This is a genomic window from Variovorax sp. PAMC26660, assembly GCF_014302995.1.
GTDB lineage: Bacteria > Pseudomonadota > Gammaproteobacteria > Burkholderiales > Burkholderiaceae_C > Variovorax.
In genome coordinates, this window is the sequence record NZ_CP060295.1 from 6,956,825 (window position 1) to 6,972,032 (window position 15,208).

The following is a 15,208-nucleotide window of genomic DNA, read 5'->3' on the forward strand; positions in this document are numbered from 1 at the left end:
TTAGCCGCGTCCGACGAAGGGCATCTTCGTCGCCATGATGGTGTGGAACAGCACGTTGGCTTCCAGCGGCAGGTTCGCCATGTAGAGCACGGACTGGCCGACGATCTTGACATCGATCAGCGGCTCGATCCCGAGTTCGCCATTGGCTTGCGGCACGCCCTTGGCCATGCGCGAAGCCAGCTCGGTCATGGCATTGCCCACATCGACCTGCCCCACGGCGATGTCGTACTTGCGACCGTCGAGCGATGCCGTCTTGGTCAGTCCCTCAACGGCATGCTTGGTCGACGTGTAGGCCGCCGAATTCGGCCGTGGCGTGGTCGCCGAGATGGAGCCGTTGTTGATGATGCGGCCGCCCATCGGCGTTTGCGCCTTCATCGTGCGGAACGCCTGCTGGATGCAGAAGAACATGCCGCTCAGGTTGATGTCGACCACGCCCTTCCACTGCTCGGGCGTCCAGTCCTCGAACGGACCCGGCGGGTTGCCCACGCCGGCGTTGTTGAACAGCAGGTCGACACGACCGAAGCGCTCCACGGCAGCCGCGAACAAGGCCTGCACCGACTCGGCATTCGCCACGTCGGTAGGCACAGCGAAGGCGCGCGCACCAGCGCCCGACTCCTCGGCCACCTGCTCCAGCGGCTCCAGGCGGCGGCCGGCCAGGGCCACGCTCCAGCCGTCGCCCAGCAACGCCAATGCCGCCGCCCGGCCGATGCCCGAACCCGCGCCCGTGACGATCGCGATGCGGCCCTTGTTGTTCTCAACGCTCATGCTCAATGTCTCCTTCTGGCTTGTCTGTCGTTTGTGAGGTGATGCCTGCTGTCATCCGCGACGGGGCTTGCGCCCCTTCATCTTGTTGGCAGCCTTCTTGACTGCCGACTTGAAGGCCTGCATGGCCGACTGCGGCCCTGCGGCAACAGCGACCGCACCGCGGTCCGCCCGCTGCTCGCTGCTCGCTTCGGCCTTGTGGCGTGAACTGCGCTTGGCCGATGCCTTGACCGGCACACCGCCTGACGTCGTACCCTTGTCCTTCATGGCACGCGCCGTCAGGTCTTCGCCTTCGCGCACGAGGCGGAAGTCGATCTTGCGACCGTCCAGGTCGACGCGGCCCACCTGCACCCGTACACGCGTGCCGATGGCATAGCGGATACCGGTGCGTTCGCCGCGCAGTTCCTGGCGCATCTCGTCGAATTTGAAGTACTCGCCACCGAGTTCGGTGATGTGCACCAGGCCTTCGACGTACATCGCGTCGAGCGTGACGAAGATGCCGAAGGTCGTGGCCGCGGTGACCACGCCGCCGTATTCCTCGCCCAGGTGCTCGCGCATGTACTTGCACTTGAGCCAGGCCTCGACGTCGCGGCTGGCTTCGTCGGCACGGCGCTCGTTGGCGCTGCAATGCAGGCCTGCGGCTTCCCACGCCAGCACTTCCTTGGTCGGCGCGATCGTCGCCTTTTGCGGCTTGGTCGTTGGCGCCTTCACGCGCGAAGCCAGGCGCTTGGCCAGCTTGGCATGCGCCTCGCCTGGCGTCGGCAGCATCGGCAACTGATAGCGCGTCTTGTGGAGGATCGCCTTGATCACACGGTGCACCAGCAGGTCGGGGTAGCGCCGGATCGGGCTGGTGAAATGCGTGTAGGCCTCGTAGGCCAGGCCGAAGTGGCCGCTGTTGAACGGCGTGTAGATCGCCTGCTGCATCGAGCGCAGCAGCATGGTGTGGATCTGCTGCGAGTCGGGGCGTTCCTTGGTGGCCTCGGCAATCGCCTGGAACTCACCGGGCTTGGGATCGTCGGTGATGCTCAAGCCCACGCCCATGGCCTTGAGGTAACCACGCAGGATTTCTTTTTTCTCGGGCGTCGGACCTTCGTGCACTCGGAACAGGCCCGGGTGCTTGCTCTCGGCGATGAAATCGGCACTGCAGACGTTGGCTGCGAGCATCGCTTCTTCGATGAGTCGGTGCGCCTCGTTGCGCGTGCGCGGCACGATCTTCTCGATGCGGCCAGCGTCGTCGCAGATGATCTGCGTTTCGGTGGTCTCGAAGTCGACCGCCCCACGCTTTCCGCGCTGCTTGAGCAGCGCCTTGTAGACATCGGCGAGGTTCAGCAGGTCCTTCACGCGGTCCTTGCGCTTGGCAGCTTCAGGCCCCCGCGTGTTGCCGAGAATCGCGGCCACTTCGGTGTACGTGAAGCGCGCGTGGCTGAACATCACGGCCGGATAGAACTGGTAGGCGTAGACCTCGCCGTCGGCCGCCACCAGCATGTCGCACACCATGCACAGGCGCTCGACCTCGGGGTTGAGCGAGCACAGGCCGTTCGACAGCTTCTCGGGCAGCATCGGAATGACGCGGCGCGGAAAGTAGACGCTGGTGGCGCGGTCGTAGGCATCGATGTCGATGCCGGAGCCGGTCTGCACGTAGGCGCTGACGTCGGCGATCGCAACCAGCAGGCGCCAGCCCTTGCCACGGCCCACCTTCGCGGGCTCGCAGTACACGGCGTCGTCGAAGTCGCGTGCGTCTTCGCCGTCGATGGTGACGAGTGGGATATCGGTCAGGTCGACACGGCCCTTCTTGTCGGCGGGACGGACCTTCTCGGGGAGTGCCTTGGCTTCGGCCAGGCACTCTGCGGAAAACTCGTGCGGCACACCGTACTTGCGCACGGCGATCTCGATTTCCATGCCGGGGTCGTCGATCTCGCCCAGCACTTCCTTCACGCGGCCCACGGGTTGGCCAAACAGGGCCGGTGGCTCGGTGAGTTGCACCACGACGACCTGCCCCACCTTCGCGGGACCGGTCGCACCCTTGGGAATCAGGACGTCCTGGCCGTAGCGCTTGTCCTCGGGTGCGACGAGCCAGATGCCGCCTTCGTGCAACAGGCGGCCGATGATCGGCTGCTCGGGACGCTCGACGATCTCGACCACGCGCCCCTCGGGACGACCGCGCCGGTCCTGTCGCACGACACGCGCCTTGACGCGGTCCTTGTGAAGCACTGCGCGCATCTCGTTCGGGGGCAGATAGATGTCTGCCTCGCCGTCGTCGCGTTGCACGAAGCCGTGCCCATCGCGATGCCCTTGAACAGTGCCTTCGAATTCATCCAGCAAGCCGCTGGAAGTGACATTATTTTTGATATGATCTCCTTCTTTCCTGAAATTCAAAACATACCTGCTTCTGCAGTTATGTGGGCCCAGATGGCGGAATTGGTAGACGCACTAGTTTCAGGTACTAGCGAGTAACATCGTGGAGGTTCGAGTCCTCTTCTGGGCACCAAGTTTAAACAGACCTTTACCAGGTCATTCGATTCAAGCCACCGGTCTCCGGTGGCTTTTTTCATGGCCGTTTGAATCCGCATCAAACGACCGACGCGATCAGGCCGCGCCCTTCGGCACGACACATGCGCGCACGAGCAAACTCACCGAATTTCGGCGCATTGCCAAAACGACAGCACCAAAATATGTATAATCGAAGACTTTGCTGAAAAGCAAAAATAGCCCAGATGGCGGAATTGGTAGACGCACTAGTTTCAGGTACTAGCGAGTAACATCGTGGAGGTTCGAGTCCTCTTCTGGGCACCAGATTCAAACAGACCCTTACCAGGTCATTCGATTCAAGCCACCGGCCTCCGGTGGCTTTTTTCTTGTCCGCTTGAATCAGAAACATCAAACGGGCAGCGCGATCAGATCATGACCCTCGGCGCCAACGATGCGCGCGCGAGTGAACTCACCGACCTTCAGCGTCTTGCTGATCTTCTCGGGCGGCAGCAGGCGAACCGTGCCGTCGATCTCCGGCGCATCGGCGTATGTGCGCCCCACTCCACCCTTGCGACCCATGCCGGGCGCTGAATCGACCAGCACCTGCATCGTCGAGCCGACTCGCTTTCGCAGCTTGGCAATCGATACAGCTTCGGCGACTTCCATGAAGCGGGCTCGGCGCGCTTCGCGCTCGGCTTCGGGCAGCATGCCCGGAATGTCGTTGGCGGTCGCGCCTTCGACGGGACTGTAGGCAAAGCAACCCGCACGATCGATCTGCGCTTCGCGGATGAAATCAAGCAGATGCTCGAACTCCTGCTCCGTCTCGCCAGGGAAGCCGGCAATGAAGGTGCTGCGAATCACAAGCTCTGGGCACACCTCGCGCCAACGCGCCAGACGCTCCAGGTTTTTCTCGCCGCTGGCCGGACGCTTCATGCGCTTGAGCACATCGGGATGGCTGTGCTGCAGCGGCACGTCGAGGTACGGAAGCACCTGGCCGCTCGCCATCAACGGAATGATTTCGTCGACGCTCGGGTACGGGTACACATAGTGCAAACGAACCCAAGCGCCGTAGGGCTCGGCGATTTCACCAAGCGTACGCACCAACTCGAGCATGCGGGTCTTGACCGGCTTGCCATCCCAGAACCCGGTGCGGTACTTCACATCGACACCATAGGCCGAGGTGTCCTGGCTGATCACCAACAGCTCTTTCACGCCGCCTTCGAACAGGGCCTTGGCTTCGCCGAGCACATCGCCGACCGGCCGCGACACGAGGTCACCACGCATCGAGGGAATGATGCAGAAGGTGCAGCGGTGGTTGCAGCCTTCGCTGATCTTCAAATACGCATAGTGGCGCGGCGTCAGCTTGAGGCCGGCGATGCCAAAAGCGTTCGGCACCAGATCGATGAACGGGTCGTGCGGCTTGGGCAGGTTCGCGTGCACTGCATCCATGACCTCCTGCGTCGCATGCGGGCCGGTGACGGCCAGCACACTCGGGTGCATCTGGCGCACCAGATTGCCACCCTGGTCACCGGTCTTGGCACCCAGGCAACCAGTGACGATCACACGGCCGTTCTCGGCCAGCGCTTCGCCGATGGTGTCCAGACTTTCCTTCACCGCATCATCGATGAAGCCACAGGTGTTGACGATCACCAGATCGGCACCCTCGAAGGTCTTGGAGGTCTCGTAACCCTCGGCGCTCAGCCGGGTCAGGATCAGTTCGGAATCGGTCAGGGCCTTGGGGCACCCTAGCGATACCATTCCTATACTCGGACGACGGGTCTTCGGGCGCTCTTCTACGGTACTCATGGGGGAACTCATTTGTCAGGTCTTGTTTATAGCTACAGCCGATTTTCCGACCCGCGTCAGGCAAAGGGGTCCAGTCTAGAGCGTCAAGCGGCTTATGCGGCGCGCTGGGCTGCAGAACATGGATTAAAACTTGACGAGTCGTTGACCTTGCGGGACGAAGGTCTCTCGGCGTATCACCAGAACCACGTCAAGTCGGGGGCTCTGGGGGTGTTTCTGGCAGCGATCGAAAGTGGGAAAGTCCCACCCGGATCCGTCCTGGTCGTCGAGGGCCTGGACCGCCTTTCGCGGGCTGAGCCGATTCAGGCACAGGGCCAGCTGGCACAGATTGTAAATGCAGGCATCACTGTCGTGACGGCGAGCGATGGAAAGGCCTACAGCCGCGAACGCCTGAAGGCCAACCCGATGGACCTGGTCTATTCGCTGCTCGTGATGATCCGCGCTCACGAAGAATCCGACACGAAGAGCAAGCGCGTGAAGGCGAGCATCGTACGGCTGTGCCAGAACTGGATCGCCGGCACCTACGAGGGCCTGATCCGCAATGGCAAGGACCCGGTTTGGCTTCGCCTGGTCGACGACAAGTGGACGCTGATTCCCGAGCGCGTTGAAGCGGCCCGCGTTGCCCTCGACCTCTATCGGCGCGGATACAGCGCCACACGCATCCTCGACGTGATGGTCGAACGCAAGCTCTCCCTCACTGAGGGCGGGCCCCAGACGCTGCAGATCTACCGACTGATCAAGCAGCGCGCGCTGCTGGGCGAGAAAGAGATCGTGGTCGACGGGGAGAACTACCGTCTGCCAGGCTACTACCCCGCCCTGTTGACCGTTTCCGAGTGGGATGACCTGCAGACATTGACGTCCAGCCGCGGCCGTCGTGCCGCCAAGCACGGGGACGTGCCCGGCATCATCACCGGTATGCGGATAGCGCGCTGCGGCTACTGCGGCCGCGCCCTTGTGGGCCAGAACATCGGCACACGGAATCGGCGGGCAGATGGCGGCATTCAAGATGGCCACCGACGGCTTCATTGCACGAGCTACAGCAACGGCGGTTGCCCAGTGCCAGGCTCAAGCTCGGTGGCCCCCATCGAGCGCGCGCTGATGGCCTACTGCTCGGACATGCTCAACCTGCAAGCGCTCTATGTCGGCGATCGCGCCGCGAGTCCGCGTGCCAGGCTGGCCAGCGCGCGCGCGAAGCATGCTGACCTCACGGCCAAGCTCGAGCGTCTGACCGACGCGATGCTCGAGGCGGCCGAAGACGGGGGAACCCCGGCCACCTTTGCCAAGCGCGCACGCGCGCTCGAGGTCGAGCAGAACGATGCGGCCGCGGAAGTCGCTGCCGCCGAGCGAGAGCTAGCTTCAGTAGCGCGGACGGATCTGCAAGGCGCCGACGAGATCTGGACCAAATTAGCCGCCGGCGTCGAATCACAGGATCTAGACGCACGCCTCCAAGCCCGCCAGCTCGTGGCCGACACCTTCGAGGAGATCGTGGTCTTCCAGCGCGGCATCGACCCCTCGACGACGCCCCGCGGCATTGTCGATCTGATGCTGCGCGCCAAGGGTGGCGGCACGGCGCGCGTGCTTCGCATCGACCGCAAGGGCGGCTGGGTGGCAGCCGAAAGCGTCGCAGACGACTAAACGCCCTGCTTGGCGTCGTCAGAAGGCAGGACCGGCTCCTGCCAAGTCAGCGCCGCCGAGATCGGGTGCATCGCACGCAGGCGCGCATCGCGGGCCAAGTCGGCTGCCAGCTCCTCGAGCTGGTCCGGGTCGACCGTGCGCCAGTGGCATTTGAGCTGCTTGGCACATGAGGCAACCCATTGTTCCAGGGGCATCAAGTCTTCCATTTTGGCGATGATACTGTATATTTAAACAGTGTCAGCGCTAATCGTCCACGAGGTATTCCGAACCCGCTTCGAAGGTGGGAAGCTCCAATCGGTGGAGGTGGTCAAGCACACCCGTAGGGTTGGCGAGCTCACGTACATGGAGCGCATCTACGACCCACGGCCAGGGCGCAGCATCTTCCTCGCGACGCTGCTGCAGCCGGATGGCGAAACGTATGTGATCCCGCCCCTTGATCGGGCACGCCTGCGAAGGATCAAGGGCGGCATCCTGATCTCCGGCGTGGAGGTGATCGCGCGCGGCATGGGCTCGAAAAACATCAAGTCCGACAACTACCCACAGACCTGGTTCTGCCGGCCAGTGGTCATCCCTCGTGGCGGGTTTGACGATGACGAGGACCACCAAACCAGTCCGGCCGAATCGCGCCGCCAGGCACGCGAACGCGAGCAGGAAGAGTCGCACGGGGCGCGACAGATCGGCGAGACATTGACGAGAAGGTCGACGCGCCGGATGCCCTATGACCCTGCGACCGCCTCAGGCAACTCACCGGGATATTTTTGACCCACCATGTGCAGCAACTACGAAACCGTCTCCCGCGCGGACCGTCTGCTGTCATTTTTCGGGGTCATTCGAGAAGACGATGAACGGCCTGTGCTCACCTGGCCGACCGGCATGGCTCCTTTTGTCCGGCTGGCCGAGGACGGCTCGGGAAACCGCCGCGTCGACGATGGCGCCTTCGGCCTGCTGCCCGGCTGGGCGAAAGAGCTCGTGTACGGGAAGAAGACGCACAACGCCAAGGCGGAGACCATCGCCACGTTACCCAGCTACCGCACCGCGTGGCGCATGGGCCAGCGCTGCGTGGTCCCGGCCGAAGCGATCTTCGAGCCCTACTACGAGACCGCCGAAGGCCAATCCGTGCGCTACCGCATCCAGCAGCCCGGCGAGGTGCCCATGGGCCTCGCCGGCATTTGGGACAAGTGGCACAACCCGGAAACCGGCGAAGACCTGTTCAGTTTCGCGATGATCACGATCAATGCGGACGGCCATCCCGTGATGTCCCGCTTTCACAAGCCAGGGGACGAGAAGCGCATGGTGGTGATCCTCGATCCCGAAGACTACGACGACTGGCTAACCTGCCCTGTGCACCTGGCACCTAAGTTCCTTCAGCAGTGGATGGGCCAGCTCGACACCTACCCAGCTCCGCTGGCTCCACGGGCGAAAAAGGAGAGGCCCGTCGGCGAGCGGGAGCCCAAGCGCGCAGCCAAAGGCACGCCGAAGCCACCGCCACCCCAGCTCGACCTCTTTTAAGCCCACGCGGGCCGCTACGATCCAAGCATGGCAACCCTGTACCTCTCGATGACCGAAAAGCTTTCTGCGCACTGGAAAGCCAACAACAACGCATACCCACAGAAGTTCGTGCTGACGCCAGCGCAGCGGCACGAGTACGACGAGTCCTGCCGGATGTGTGGGGCAGACCCGAAGACCATTGGCGATCCCCAGCACATGGGCGTGCTGATCGAGATCGCCGAGAACACCCCGGGCGTGATGGTGGCCGCCGACGGCACCGAGGTCACGCCGCAGTGAACGGGTTCCGCTCGCTCCTGCTGGCCGGCCTGCTCGCCCTGCCCCTGCTCGCCGCGGCCGAGCCGCGCGACTGCCTGGTGGTCGGCGTCAGCGACGGCGACACCATTACCGCGCGCTGTGGCGAGCCTGGTGCGTATGAGCAAGTCAAGGTACGCATCAACGGCATCGACGCGCCCGAGAAAAAGCAGCCGTTCGGCGAACGTGCCAAGCAGGCTATGTCCGATCTGGTCTACATGAAGGACATCGAACTCGACTGCTTTAAGACCGACCGCTACCGGCGCAGCGTGTGCAAGGTGATGGTGGCCCCAGCTTCAAATCCAGATGGACCGCAGACTCTGGACGCCGGCCTCGCGATGATCACCGTTGGCATGGCGTGGTGGTACCGCGCCTACTCGCGCGAACAGACGCGGCAGGAGCGCGGGCAGTACGAGTTCGCGGAGACCGAGGCGAAGGCCAAGCGCGTGGGCCTGTGGCACGACGCCGATCCAGTAGCGCCCTGGGACTGGCGCAAGACTCAACGTCAGGGCCCCACGTCTTACTGAGCCATCGGTGCAGGCGTCTGCACAGCCTCGGTGGCTCTGATCTGTCGGTTCTGGCAGATCCGGTATTCCTTCACTGTCGCCAACGCCCACCGAAGCAGCGTCTTCCCCGTGCTATCGGGCACCGGCTCCAGGTCCGGGCAGGGTTGTCGCAGGCTCGCCTGCAGGGGCACGTCCTGCGATCGCGTCGTTGAGGACGCGCAGGCCGTCATCATCAAAGCAAGCATCGCGATACACAGGACGTTCCACGATCCGATCGACTTGCTGCGTGCGGTAGACATAGCGAACTTGCTCCTCGGCCTTGAAAGCCTCATGGTTTGCGGCGGCAACATCGCCGCGCTCGATCTTCTTGAACTGGTCCCGGGCTTCGACGCGCGCGCGCTCGAGCTCGGCGGCGTCGAAGCGCCAGGCTTGCGTCTTCCATCCGCCCGCGAAACCGATGAGCAGCGCGGCAATGGCTGTTGCGACATACGCGTACATCAACGTCCTCCCAGTGCACGGCGAACCGTAGAGGTCAGCGCCTTGACTTCGGCCAGGCCGAGGTCGCCACCGTTCACCCGCTTTCGAATGGCGGTCGTCTCGCCCAGCATGCTGTCGGGGATCTTGTCCTCCCACCAGGCGATGCAGATCTCCAGCGAGTACCGCGGTTGGGCCGCCAGATCCGGAATCCCCACCAGGTTCTGGCCCACGAGGTCACCGACCCTTTCGTAGTTGCCACGCCCAGTCAGGCCGATCGGCGTACGCCCCCGAAAGGTCCAACCGTCATCCGGCAAGACATTGCCGAGATTCTTTCGGCCCCAGTCACCGCCGTAGACGATGTTCGCGATCGCGCGCTGGTCGGCCGCCTGCTTGCCTGGGATGCGCCCAACTCGCTGCGCCTGCGCCGGCGTGATGCGGTGCGCGCCGAACGTGGGCACAAGCGCGGCCGCGCTGTAGTTCAGGTTCTCCTCGAGCTGCTGCAACAGCGTCGACTCGTGCAGGATGTTCGGCAGGAAGTCGGCCAGGTCAGCGTCGCCCTGGCTGAAGGTGCTCTCGTTGACTTCTTCGCTGAAGACCTGCCCCCACAGGCTGGCCGTCGCGGCCGCCACGCCGCACGAGGTGAGGATGCGAGCCCATTCGGATGCGGTGCGCCTGGTCATAATGGCCCTAGCGGCGCGCGATCGGATCGAGTCTCAGGGGGCGGCCCGTGGCGCCATTGGCGCCGCGTCACCTCGAGGTAGAGCAGCACACCGCCAACGCCGGCGAACTCGTACCAATCGACCCGCCGAGCCATGAGCAGATCGAGCAACACGCCAGCGGAGTACGTGGCATGGAGCGCGTAGATCAACCACCAGACGAACCGGTTGCGCTTGCGCTGCATGAGCCCGATCCGGCAAATGCAGCCGGCGAGAACGAGTGCGCAGGCAAGGATGCCGGCATATCGAAGGATCGACTCCATCACTGGCCTCCCAGCTTTTCAATGCGCTTGATGCCCGCGTTCAGAAGCGCTGTCACGACGATCTGAGCGCCATAGCCTGCGACGAGGCTGGCCAGGATCAGCAAAGGGCGCGATTCGCTGCTGATCGCAGCCAGCGCGCCCGTACCGCACGCGGCACCGATCAGCGTCGACAGCAGGATGAAGATCACTGTTCGAACCTTGCCCATGGGATTGGCCTGGTAGAGCGCGAGCAGCGCCCCCACAAGCGCCCAGAGCAGCGAGTAATAGTCGACGCCGAGCAATGCAAGCGTGGCCATGGAGATGGCGCCAACGATCACGCCAGCGGTGGTGGTGGGCTCAGGCATGAAGTCCTTTCAGGCAATGAAAATCGTCATCCGCTCACGCCGGCATCACCAGCTCGGGCAGCATTGCGATCAGCTCTGCGCTTGTGGGCTCCTGGATGGCTCCCGCATTCCACTCGTCCAGCACGTCGTAGCACTTGGCCCACACCAGCGAGCGCCACGCGCGCAGTGCACGCCCTTCGTTCTGGAACCTGGGCACTGCCGGCTCTTCGGCATAGGTCACGGCGTTGCGCATGTCGTCGTAGCCCATCGCTACGGCGGCGGCGTCGAGGTGGCGTTGCACGTCGATGCGCAAGTTCGCGATCCGCTGGGCTTCGGTGAGCGGCGGGACAGGCGGATCGACCGGAACGACCGGGATCTGCTCGAGCAGCCATGCGCCGGCTGCCTCGATCGCGCGCATGCCTTCGGGCACGGCCGGCGGCTCGCTCTCCAGACAGTTGCCGGGAATGAGAAACACGCCCTCTTCCACTGGCGACAGGTCCGAGGCGTCGAGGATCACCGGCCCCACATAGATGCGCGTCGCAGGGTCGAACGCGAAGACGGTTTTGGTTTTCTGGTCCATGGTGTTCCTCAGTACTTGATGATCGGCAGGTAGGCGACGTTGCGCGGTCGGGTTTCAGCGCCGCCAACGACCTCCGAGGTGTGGGGCGTGCGCCCCGGGCCGGGGTAGTACGAGAAAGTGCCGGCTGTGCCGAACACGTTGTCGCCGCTAATGCCGTGGTTGTGAGCCCGGAAGGCATCGCCTTGAGCCGAGCCAAAAACCCGCCCCACATCCACGCCACGCGCATCGTCCCAGCCGCGATCGAACTCGCCGCGACCGTCAGGCAGAACGATGTACTGACCCGCAATGCTGCGGTTCGTCGATGGCGCCGACGTGCTGGTGGTGCGGTAGCCAAACAGCGCCGTCGGGTTGTTGGTGTCACCGCAGTAGATGGCGGCCGCCAGCCCGGGATAGGCAGCGACTGAAACTGCCGCGCCGTTTCGCTTCAGCCATCCAGCGGGCGGCGTCGACGCGGCGGTATAGGAAACGATGCCGGGCTCCAGCTGCGCGCCCAGTGCCGCACGGGCTTCGGCGGGAGTTCCGCCGTTGACGCCGAGCAGCCCAGTCAGCCAGTCCCACAACTTGCCCATGCCTGCACGGGCCTGGCCGCTGGATGGGGCGGGGTAAGGGGCAGAGAGCTCGGCTCTTGCGGGTGGTGCGGGCATATCAATATCCTTTCAAAGTGATGTCGGCGGTGGCGCCGGAAACTGCGACGTGCGCCGCGTTGAACAACCTGACGACAGGGGCCAGCGGCACGGACTTGTTGACTTCGGCGGTCGTCGCGCCGCTGCCGTTGGCCTGCAACGTGACCTGCACGGTCTTGATGGAAGTGAACGGCTTGGTGAAGGGAGGAATAGTCCCTGCTGCAGCGATCGGGAGATCTGCGATCTCTTCCTCGATGTCGGGCGCGTCGACGATCACGGTCAGCTGCTCAAGCACCCCCTGCACGGCACCTGCACCAAGGCGGATGCGAAACTGGTAGACGTCGTTTGACACCACCAACTGGCCGGGCCAAGGCTGCCATTCGCCGGGCGGCAGATAGAACGGTGCTTCGTCGTCATCACCGTAGAACGACGAGGCGTCAGGCCCATAGAACGAACCCTGCCCCGAAAGCCGATAGTCGATCTTCAGATCGATGCCCTGCGTCTCGACAACGACCGTCATCACCGAACCCGCAAGCGCTGCGTTCAGCGAGACCTCCGGGCTTACATAGATGAGCTGGGCATAGGAACTGGCCTTGTAGAACGGGTCGTTGTCCTGGCCGTAGAAGCTCTGGTCATCGGTCCCGTAGAACGAATCGAGGTCATCCGCTGTGGGCTTCTCTCCGACAAGCGTCCAGCCCGATTGCTCGCCTGGCGCGAACGGCCAGCCCAGGGCGGCGAAGTCCCATTGCTCAACGATGTTCGCAATGGGAGGGTCGCCCAGATTCATCACGATGTTGGCGGTGGCCAGCGACTCGTTGCCACTCGTGTCCCGAGCCTTGCCCATGATCGTGACAACGCCACCAGGGCGCCTCACGAGGTCGTAGGGGGAAGTGGTGACCACGCCCTCGTCGTGCAGACGTGTGGCGCTGCCCCAATCGAGATTGCTGCCATAGTGGAAGCGGAAAACAAAGCCGGCCAGGTCAGGCGGACGTCGCGGCATCGTCCAGGTGAGCACGCTCCCGGAGATGTTCAGGTTCTCCATGTTGGGCGGCGGCTCGGTCTTGCCGATGACCTGGTGAAGCACTTGCGCGCTCCAGACGCTGACCGCAAGAGAATTCCGCGTCCGTGCGAGGATGAGCACCATCGCCAAGTCTTCAACGCCTGTGAACTTCGCTTCGGTCGCATTGCCCGGCACGACGACGCTGCGCCACGGTCCATCCGGCAGCACGAAGTACTGCACCTCAACGTTGCCATTCGAGACAATCGAGGCGTCCTGAATCGGCAACCAGGTCACGCGCACACCGTTGACGATGGTCCCGTCGTTCTGAACGATCAGTTCGTCCTCCCCGCTGAAGACCGAAACGATCGATGGCGGATGGATGTCCCACGGGCGCGGCAGCCCGCTGTTCGGCGCATAGCCTTGCGGCAGGAACGCCAGCCCAGGCACAAAGATGTGCGCAGTCGTCTCCTTGAGCGTCAGCATCAGGCCCTCGGGTGAGAACGTGCGAGACAGGATCCGGAATTCCTTGTCCGTCCAACCGTAGCGAGGGACAGTGAGGGTGATGCCGTCAAACAGCTCGAGGGGATAGGCCCGCAGCTTGAACGGCAGCGTGACCGTCAGCGGATCTCGCCCATCCCGCAACATGATCCCGGCGATGTGGAACGCCTGCCCTGCATAGAAGACGGCCGGCATCGTCACTTCCTGCGCCAGCTCAGCACCGTCGGCGGCCACCAGCGCATCGGCCCGATAGGGCGTGATCGGGGTTTCGACGTAGTTCGCGGCCTGGTCCCAGATCCGCGCCGAAACGATGTTGATCTTCTCGTTGCGTGGCTTGTGGGGGCTGAGCGTGATCGAGCTCTGCGAGACCGACTCATTGTTGCGCTGCACGACTGCCAGGTCTGCATCGGTCAGGTTCATGACCGGCGCCTGGTAGACGCCTGCACGTACAAAGAACTCGCCGGCCGCAAAGGCCCACTCTCCGCCCATCGCCTGCGCCAAGTCGTCCAGCACATCACGCGCCGGAGCTCCGAACTGGGCCACCAGCGCGGCGCGGAACATCGGAACGTATTCCGCGCCCGTGTAGTTCCACAGCAGGTCACAAGCATTGGCCGCGGCGCTGATCCGGGCCTCTTCCGCATCCGTCAAGCTGGTGCGCTTGCCGAACTGGGGATGCGTCAGCACATTGCGCATCATCAGCGCGGGGTTTTCGGACCAGCCGAAAGTGTTGGTTCGCGGGTCGTACATGCGCGCGCCGCGAATCAGCGCAGTCACGTTCGGCAGGCCGTTCGGGAAGGCGGACTCTTCGTAGACGAACTCGCACTGCAGATAGGCCACGCCGGCGGCGCGGTGCGCGGCGGTCCAGGTCCCTGGCAGGAAGGCCTGCAGCCGAGCGTCAGCGGGTTGGCCAGGTGAGCCCAGGTGTACGTAGACACGCGCGACTGACAGGAAATTCGACCACTGATAACTGATGTAGTAGGTCGCCCCCTGAACGGGGGGGTTCGTCAAGGTCACAACATTGCCGTTCAGCGAAAACGGGACCGGGCTTCGCTGGTGTTGAGCGTCCTCGCCATTACCTTGGGAGATCCACTCGACGACCTGAACAGATGCGGCAATCGGCGTGCGATCCAGAAGCGTGACCGCCGAGATCGAGGTCTGCATCACGCTCTCGATAGTTGTCTTCCCCCACGGCGCCGTCGTCACATTGCCGGCGCCGTCCAGGTCGATCGGCGTGTCGTTGAAGAAGATCCGCTCCACACCATCGATCTCATGCGCGGCGAGCGCGATGGTGGTCACGAACGTGGAGTTGTAAGGGGCAACTGCCGACTGGAAGAAGACGTTGCCGCCCTTGCGCGTGCGGCCCATCACCAGCTCGCGCGGCCCGACCGTGGTCTGCGTGTTGACCAGGCGGTCGACCACCGAAGCATCGTAGGCCGCCCGCTGCGAACGCTCAGCCTTGCGCTTTTGCATACTGGAAAACCCAAGGCCACCAACCAGCGTGATGGCCCACGAGATGGCCGTCACGGCCATGGTGGTGGCGCCGAGTCCTGTGGCCCACGCAACAACTGGAGCAATGAGCGTGGGCATCAGATTTTCCAGGCGACGATGGCCGCCGACATTTGGAGCGCAAGCCTGCCGTTCTCCCCCGGGCCAATGGCGATCGCCCCGTTGCAGACACCCAGCAGCTCACGACCTTCGTTGAGCAACAACACCACGTCGCCGACTGCGGCCATACGTGGCGAGACAGGCTCAC

Annotated in this window: 17 protein-coding genes and 2 tRNA genes; 7 read left to right on the forward strand and 12 right to left on the reverse strand. The window is 63.7% G+C overall.

What is annotated here, in order from left to right:
- The gene (locus H7F35_RS32605; RefSeq protein ID WP_187110611.1) at positions 1 to 765 is read right to left on the reverse strand and encodes an SDR family oxidoreductase; all 765 of its coding nucleotides are present in this window, start codon (positions 763 to 765) and stop codon (positions 1 to 3) included.
- 51 nt (positions 766 to 816) lie between these two features.
- Positions 817 to 3,084, reverse strand: coding sequence for a ribonuclease R (gene rnr, locus H7F35_RS32610; protein WP_261803449.1), 2,268 nt, complete (start codon positions 3,082 to 3,084; stop codon positions 817 to 819).
- 81 nt (positions 3,085 to 3,165) lie between these two features.
- On the opposite strand from rnr, the gene H7F35_RS32615 reads away from it, so the two are divergent.
- Positions 3,166 to 3,250 (forward strand) — tRNA-Leu (locus tag H7F35_RS32615).
- A 220-nt stretch (positions 3,251 to 3,470) separates the two neighbouring features.
- A tRNA-Leu gene (locus H7F35_RS32620) sits at positions 3,471 to 3,555 on the forward strand.
- 84 nt (positions 3,556 to 3,639) lie between these two features.
- Here H7F35_RS32620 and rimO read toward each other — a convergent pair.
- On the reverse strand, positions 3,640 to 5,037 hold the full coding sequence (gene rimO / locus H7F35_RS32625) for a 30S ribosomal protein S12 methylthiotransferase RimO (RefSeq protein ID WP_187110612.1): 1,398 nt from the start codon (positions 5,035 to 5,037) through the stop codon (positions 3,640 to 3,642).
- A 12-nt stretch (positions 5,038 to 5,049) separates the two neighbouring features.
- On the opposite strand from rimO, the gene H7F35_RS32630 reads away from it, so the two are divergent.
- Complete coding sequence (locus tag H7F35_RS32630) at positions 5,050 to 6,669, forward strand: recombinase family protein (protein ID WP_187110613.1); 1,620 nt, start codon at positions 5,050 to 5,052, stop codon at positions 6,667 to 6,669.
- On the opposite strand, the gene H7F35_RS32635 is transcribed toward H7F35_RS32630, so the two are convergent.
- Positions 6,666 to 6,863, reverse strand: a complete 198-nt coding sequence (locus H7F35_RS32635; RefSeq protein WP_261803450.1) for a hypothetical protein — start codon at positions 6,861 to 6,863, stop codon at positions 6,666 to 6,668. The two genes, H7F35_RS32630 and H7F35_RS32635, sit on opposite strands and share 4 nt — an antisense overlap.
- Positions 6,864 to 7,011: 148 nt before the next feature.
- On the opposite strand from H7F35_RS32635, the gene H7F35_RS32640 reads away from it, so the two are divergent.
- Genes H7F35_RS32640 through H7F35_RS32655 form a run of 4 tightly spaced genes read left to right on the forward strand, consistent with a single transcriptional unit; the run spans position 7,012 to position 8,996 of the window.
- Complete coding sequence (locus tag H7F35_RS32640; RefSeq protein ID WP_187110615.1) at positions 7,012 to 7,431, forward strand: hypothetical protein; 420 nt, start codon at positions 7,012 to 7,014, stop codon at positions 7,429 to 7,431.
- Positions 7,432 to 7,437: 6 nt separating this feature from the next.
- On the forward strand, positions 7,438 to 8,178 hold the full coding sequence (locus H7F35_RS32645) for an SOS response-associated peptidase (protein WP_187110616.1): 741 nt from the start codon (positions 7,438 to 7,440) through the stop codon (positions 8,176 to 8,178).
- A gap of 27 nt (positions 8,179 to 8,205) precedes the next feature.
- On the forward strand, positions 8,206 to 8,454 hold the full coding sequence (locus H7F35_RS32650; protein ID WP_187110617.1) for a hypothetical protein: 249 nt from the start codon (positions 8,206 to 8,208) through the stop codon (positions 8,452 to 8,454).
- Positions 8,451 to 8,996: a thermonuclease family protein gene (locus H7F35_RS32655; protein WP_187110618.1), complete on the forward strand. Its 546-nt coding sequence runs from the start codon at positions 8,451 to 8,453 to the stop codon at positions 8,994 to 8,996. The genes H7F35_RS32650 and H7F35_RS32655 overlap by 4 nt, the downstream gene beginning before the upstream one ends.
- 111 nt (positions 8,997 to 9,107) lie before the next feature.
- Here the strand turns inward: H7F35_RS32655 and H7F35_RS32660 are convergent, their stop codons facing one another.
- From H7F35_RS32660 to H7F35_RS34975, 8 genes are read right to left on the reverse strand one after another with little or no spacing between them, the layout of a single operon-like run.
- Entirely contained in the window at positions 9,108 to 9,473 is a 366-nt protein-coding gene (locus H7F35_RS32660) for a hypothetical protein (protein WP_187110619.1), read from the reverse strand.
- Positions 9,473 to 10,132, reverse strand: a complete 660-nt coding sequence (locus H7F35_RS32665; RefSeq protein ID WP_187110620.1) for a glycoside hydrolase family 19 protein — start codon at positions 10,130 to 10,132, stop codon at positions 9,473 to 9,475. Before H7F35_RS32665 ends, H7F35_RS32660 begins: the two co-directional genes overlap by 1 nt.
- A complete protein-coding gene (locus H7F35_RS32670) occupies positions 10,129 to 10,431 on the reverse strand; it encodes a hypothetical protein (protein ID WP_187110621.1) in 303 nt (100 codons plus the stop codon). Before H7F35_RS32670 ends, H7F35_RS32665 begins: the two co-directional genes overlap by 4 nt.
- Positions 10,431 to 10,775, reverse strand: a complete 345-nt coding sequence (locus H7F35_RS32675; protein ID WP_187110622.1) for a hypothetical protein — start codon at positions 10,773 to 10,775, stop codon at positions 10,431 to 10,433. Before H7F35_RS32675 ends, H7F35_RS32670 begins: the two co-directional genes overlap by 1 nt.
- A 34-nt stretch (positions 10,776 to 10,809) precedes the next feature.
- A complete protein-coding gene (locus H7F35_RS32680) occupies positions 10,810 to 11,334 on the reverse strand; it encodes a hypothetical protein (RefSeq protein ID WP_187110623.1) in 525 nt (174 codons plus the stop codon).
- An 8-nt stretch (positions 11,335 to 11,342) separates the two neighbouring features.
- A complete protein-coding gene (locus H7F35_RS32685; protein WP_187110624.1) occupies positions 11,343 to 11,978 on the reverse strand; it encodes a phage tail protein in 636 nt (211 codons plus the stop codon).
- A gap of 1 nt (position 11,979) precedes the next feature.
- The gene (locus H7F35_RS32690; RefSeq protein WP_261803451.1) at positions 11,980 to 15,042 is read right to left on the reverse strand and encodes a phage tail protein; all 3,063 of its coding nucleotides are present in this window, start codon (positions 15,040 to 15,042) and stop codon (positions 11,980 to 11,982) included.
- Entirely contained in the window at positions 15,042 to 15,188 is a 147-nt protein-coding gene (locus H7F35_RS34975; RefSeq protein ID WP_261803452.1) for a DUF6950 family protein, read from the reverse strand. The genes H7F35_RS32690 and H7F35_RS34975 overlap by 1 nt, the downstream gene beginning before the upstream one ends.
- Between the last annotated feature and the right edge of the window lie 20 nt (positions 15,189 to 15,208).

Coding starts and splice junctions, on each gene's coding strand:
- H7F35_RS32670 (WP_187110621.1), bottom strand. CDS start 10,431: ATGGAGTCGATCCTTCGATATGCCGGCATCCTTGCCTGCGCACTCGTT.
- H7F35_RS34975 (WP_261803452.1), bottom strand. CDS start 15,188: ATGGCCGCAGTCGGCGACGTGGTGTTGTTGCTCAACGAAGGTCGTGAG.
- H7F35_RS32680 (WP_187110623.1), bottom strand. CDS start 11,334: ATGGACCAGAAAACCAAAACCGTCTTCGCGTTCGACCCTGCGACGCGC.
- H7F35_RS32640 (WP_187110615.1), top strand. CDS start 7,012: ATGGAGCGCATCTACGACCCACGGCCAGGGCGCAGCATCTTCCTCGCG.
- rimO (WP_187110612.1), bottom strand. CDS start 5,037: ATGAGTACCGTAGAAGAGCGCCCGAAGACCCGTCGTCCGAGTATAGGA.
- H7F35_RS32650 (WP_187110617.1), top strand. CDS start 8,206: ATGGCAACCCTGTACCTCTCGATGACCGAAAAGCTTTCTGCGCACTGG.
- H7F35_RS32645 (WP_187110616.1), top strand. CDS start 7,438: ATGTGCAGCAACTACGAAACCGTCTCCCGCGCGGACCGTCTGCTGTCA.
- H7F35_RS32675 (WP_187110622.1), bottom strand. CDS start 10,775: ATGCCTGAGCCCACCACCACCGCTGGCGTGATCGTTGGCGCCATCTCC.
- H7F35_RS32665 (WP_187110620.1), bottom strand. CDS start 10,132: ATGACCAGGCGCACCGCATCCGAATGGGCTCGCATCCTCACCTCGTGC.
- H7F35_RS32690 (WP_261803451.1), bottom strand. CDS start 15,042: ATGCCCACGCTCATTGCTCCAGTTGTTGCGTGGGCCACAGGACTCGGC.
- H7F35_RS32660 (WP_187110619.1), bottom strand. CDS start 9,473: ATGTACGCGTATGTCGCAACAGCCATTGCCGCGCTGCTCATCGGTTTC.
- H7F35_RS32685 (WP_187110624.1), bottom strand. CDS start 11,978: ATGCCCGCACCACCCGCAAGAGCCGAGCTCTCTGCCCCTTACCCCGCC.
- H7F35_RS32605 (WP_187110611.1), bottom strand. CDS start 765: ATGAGCGTTGAGAACAACAAGGGCCGCATCGCGATCGTCACGGGCGCG.
- H7F35_RS32635 (WP_261803450.1), bottom strand. CDS start 6,863: ATGCCCCTGGAACAATGGGTTGCCTCATGTGCCAAGCAGCTCAAATGC.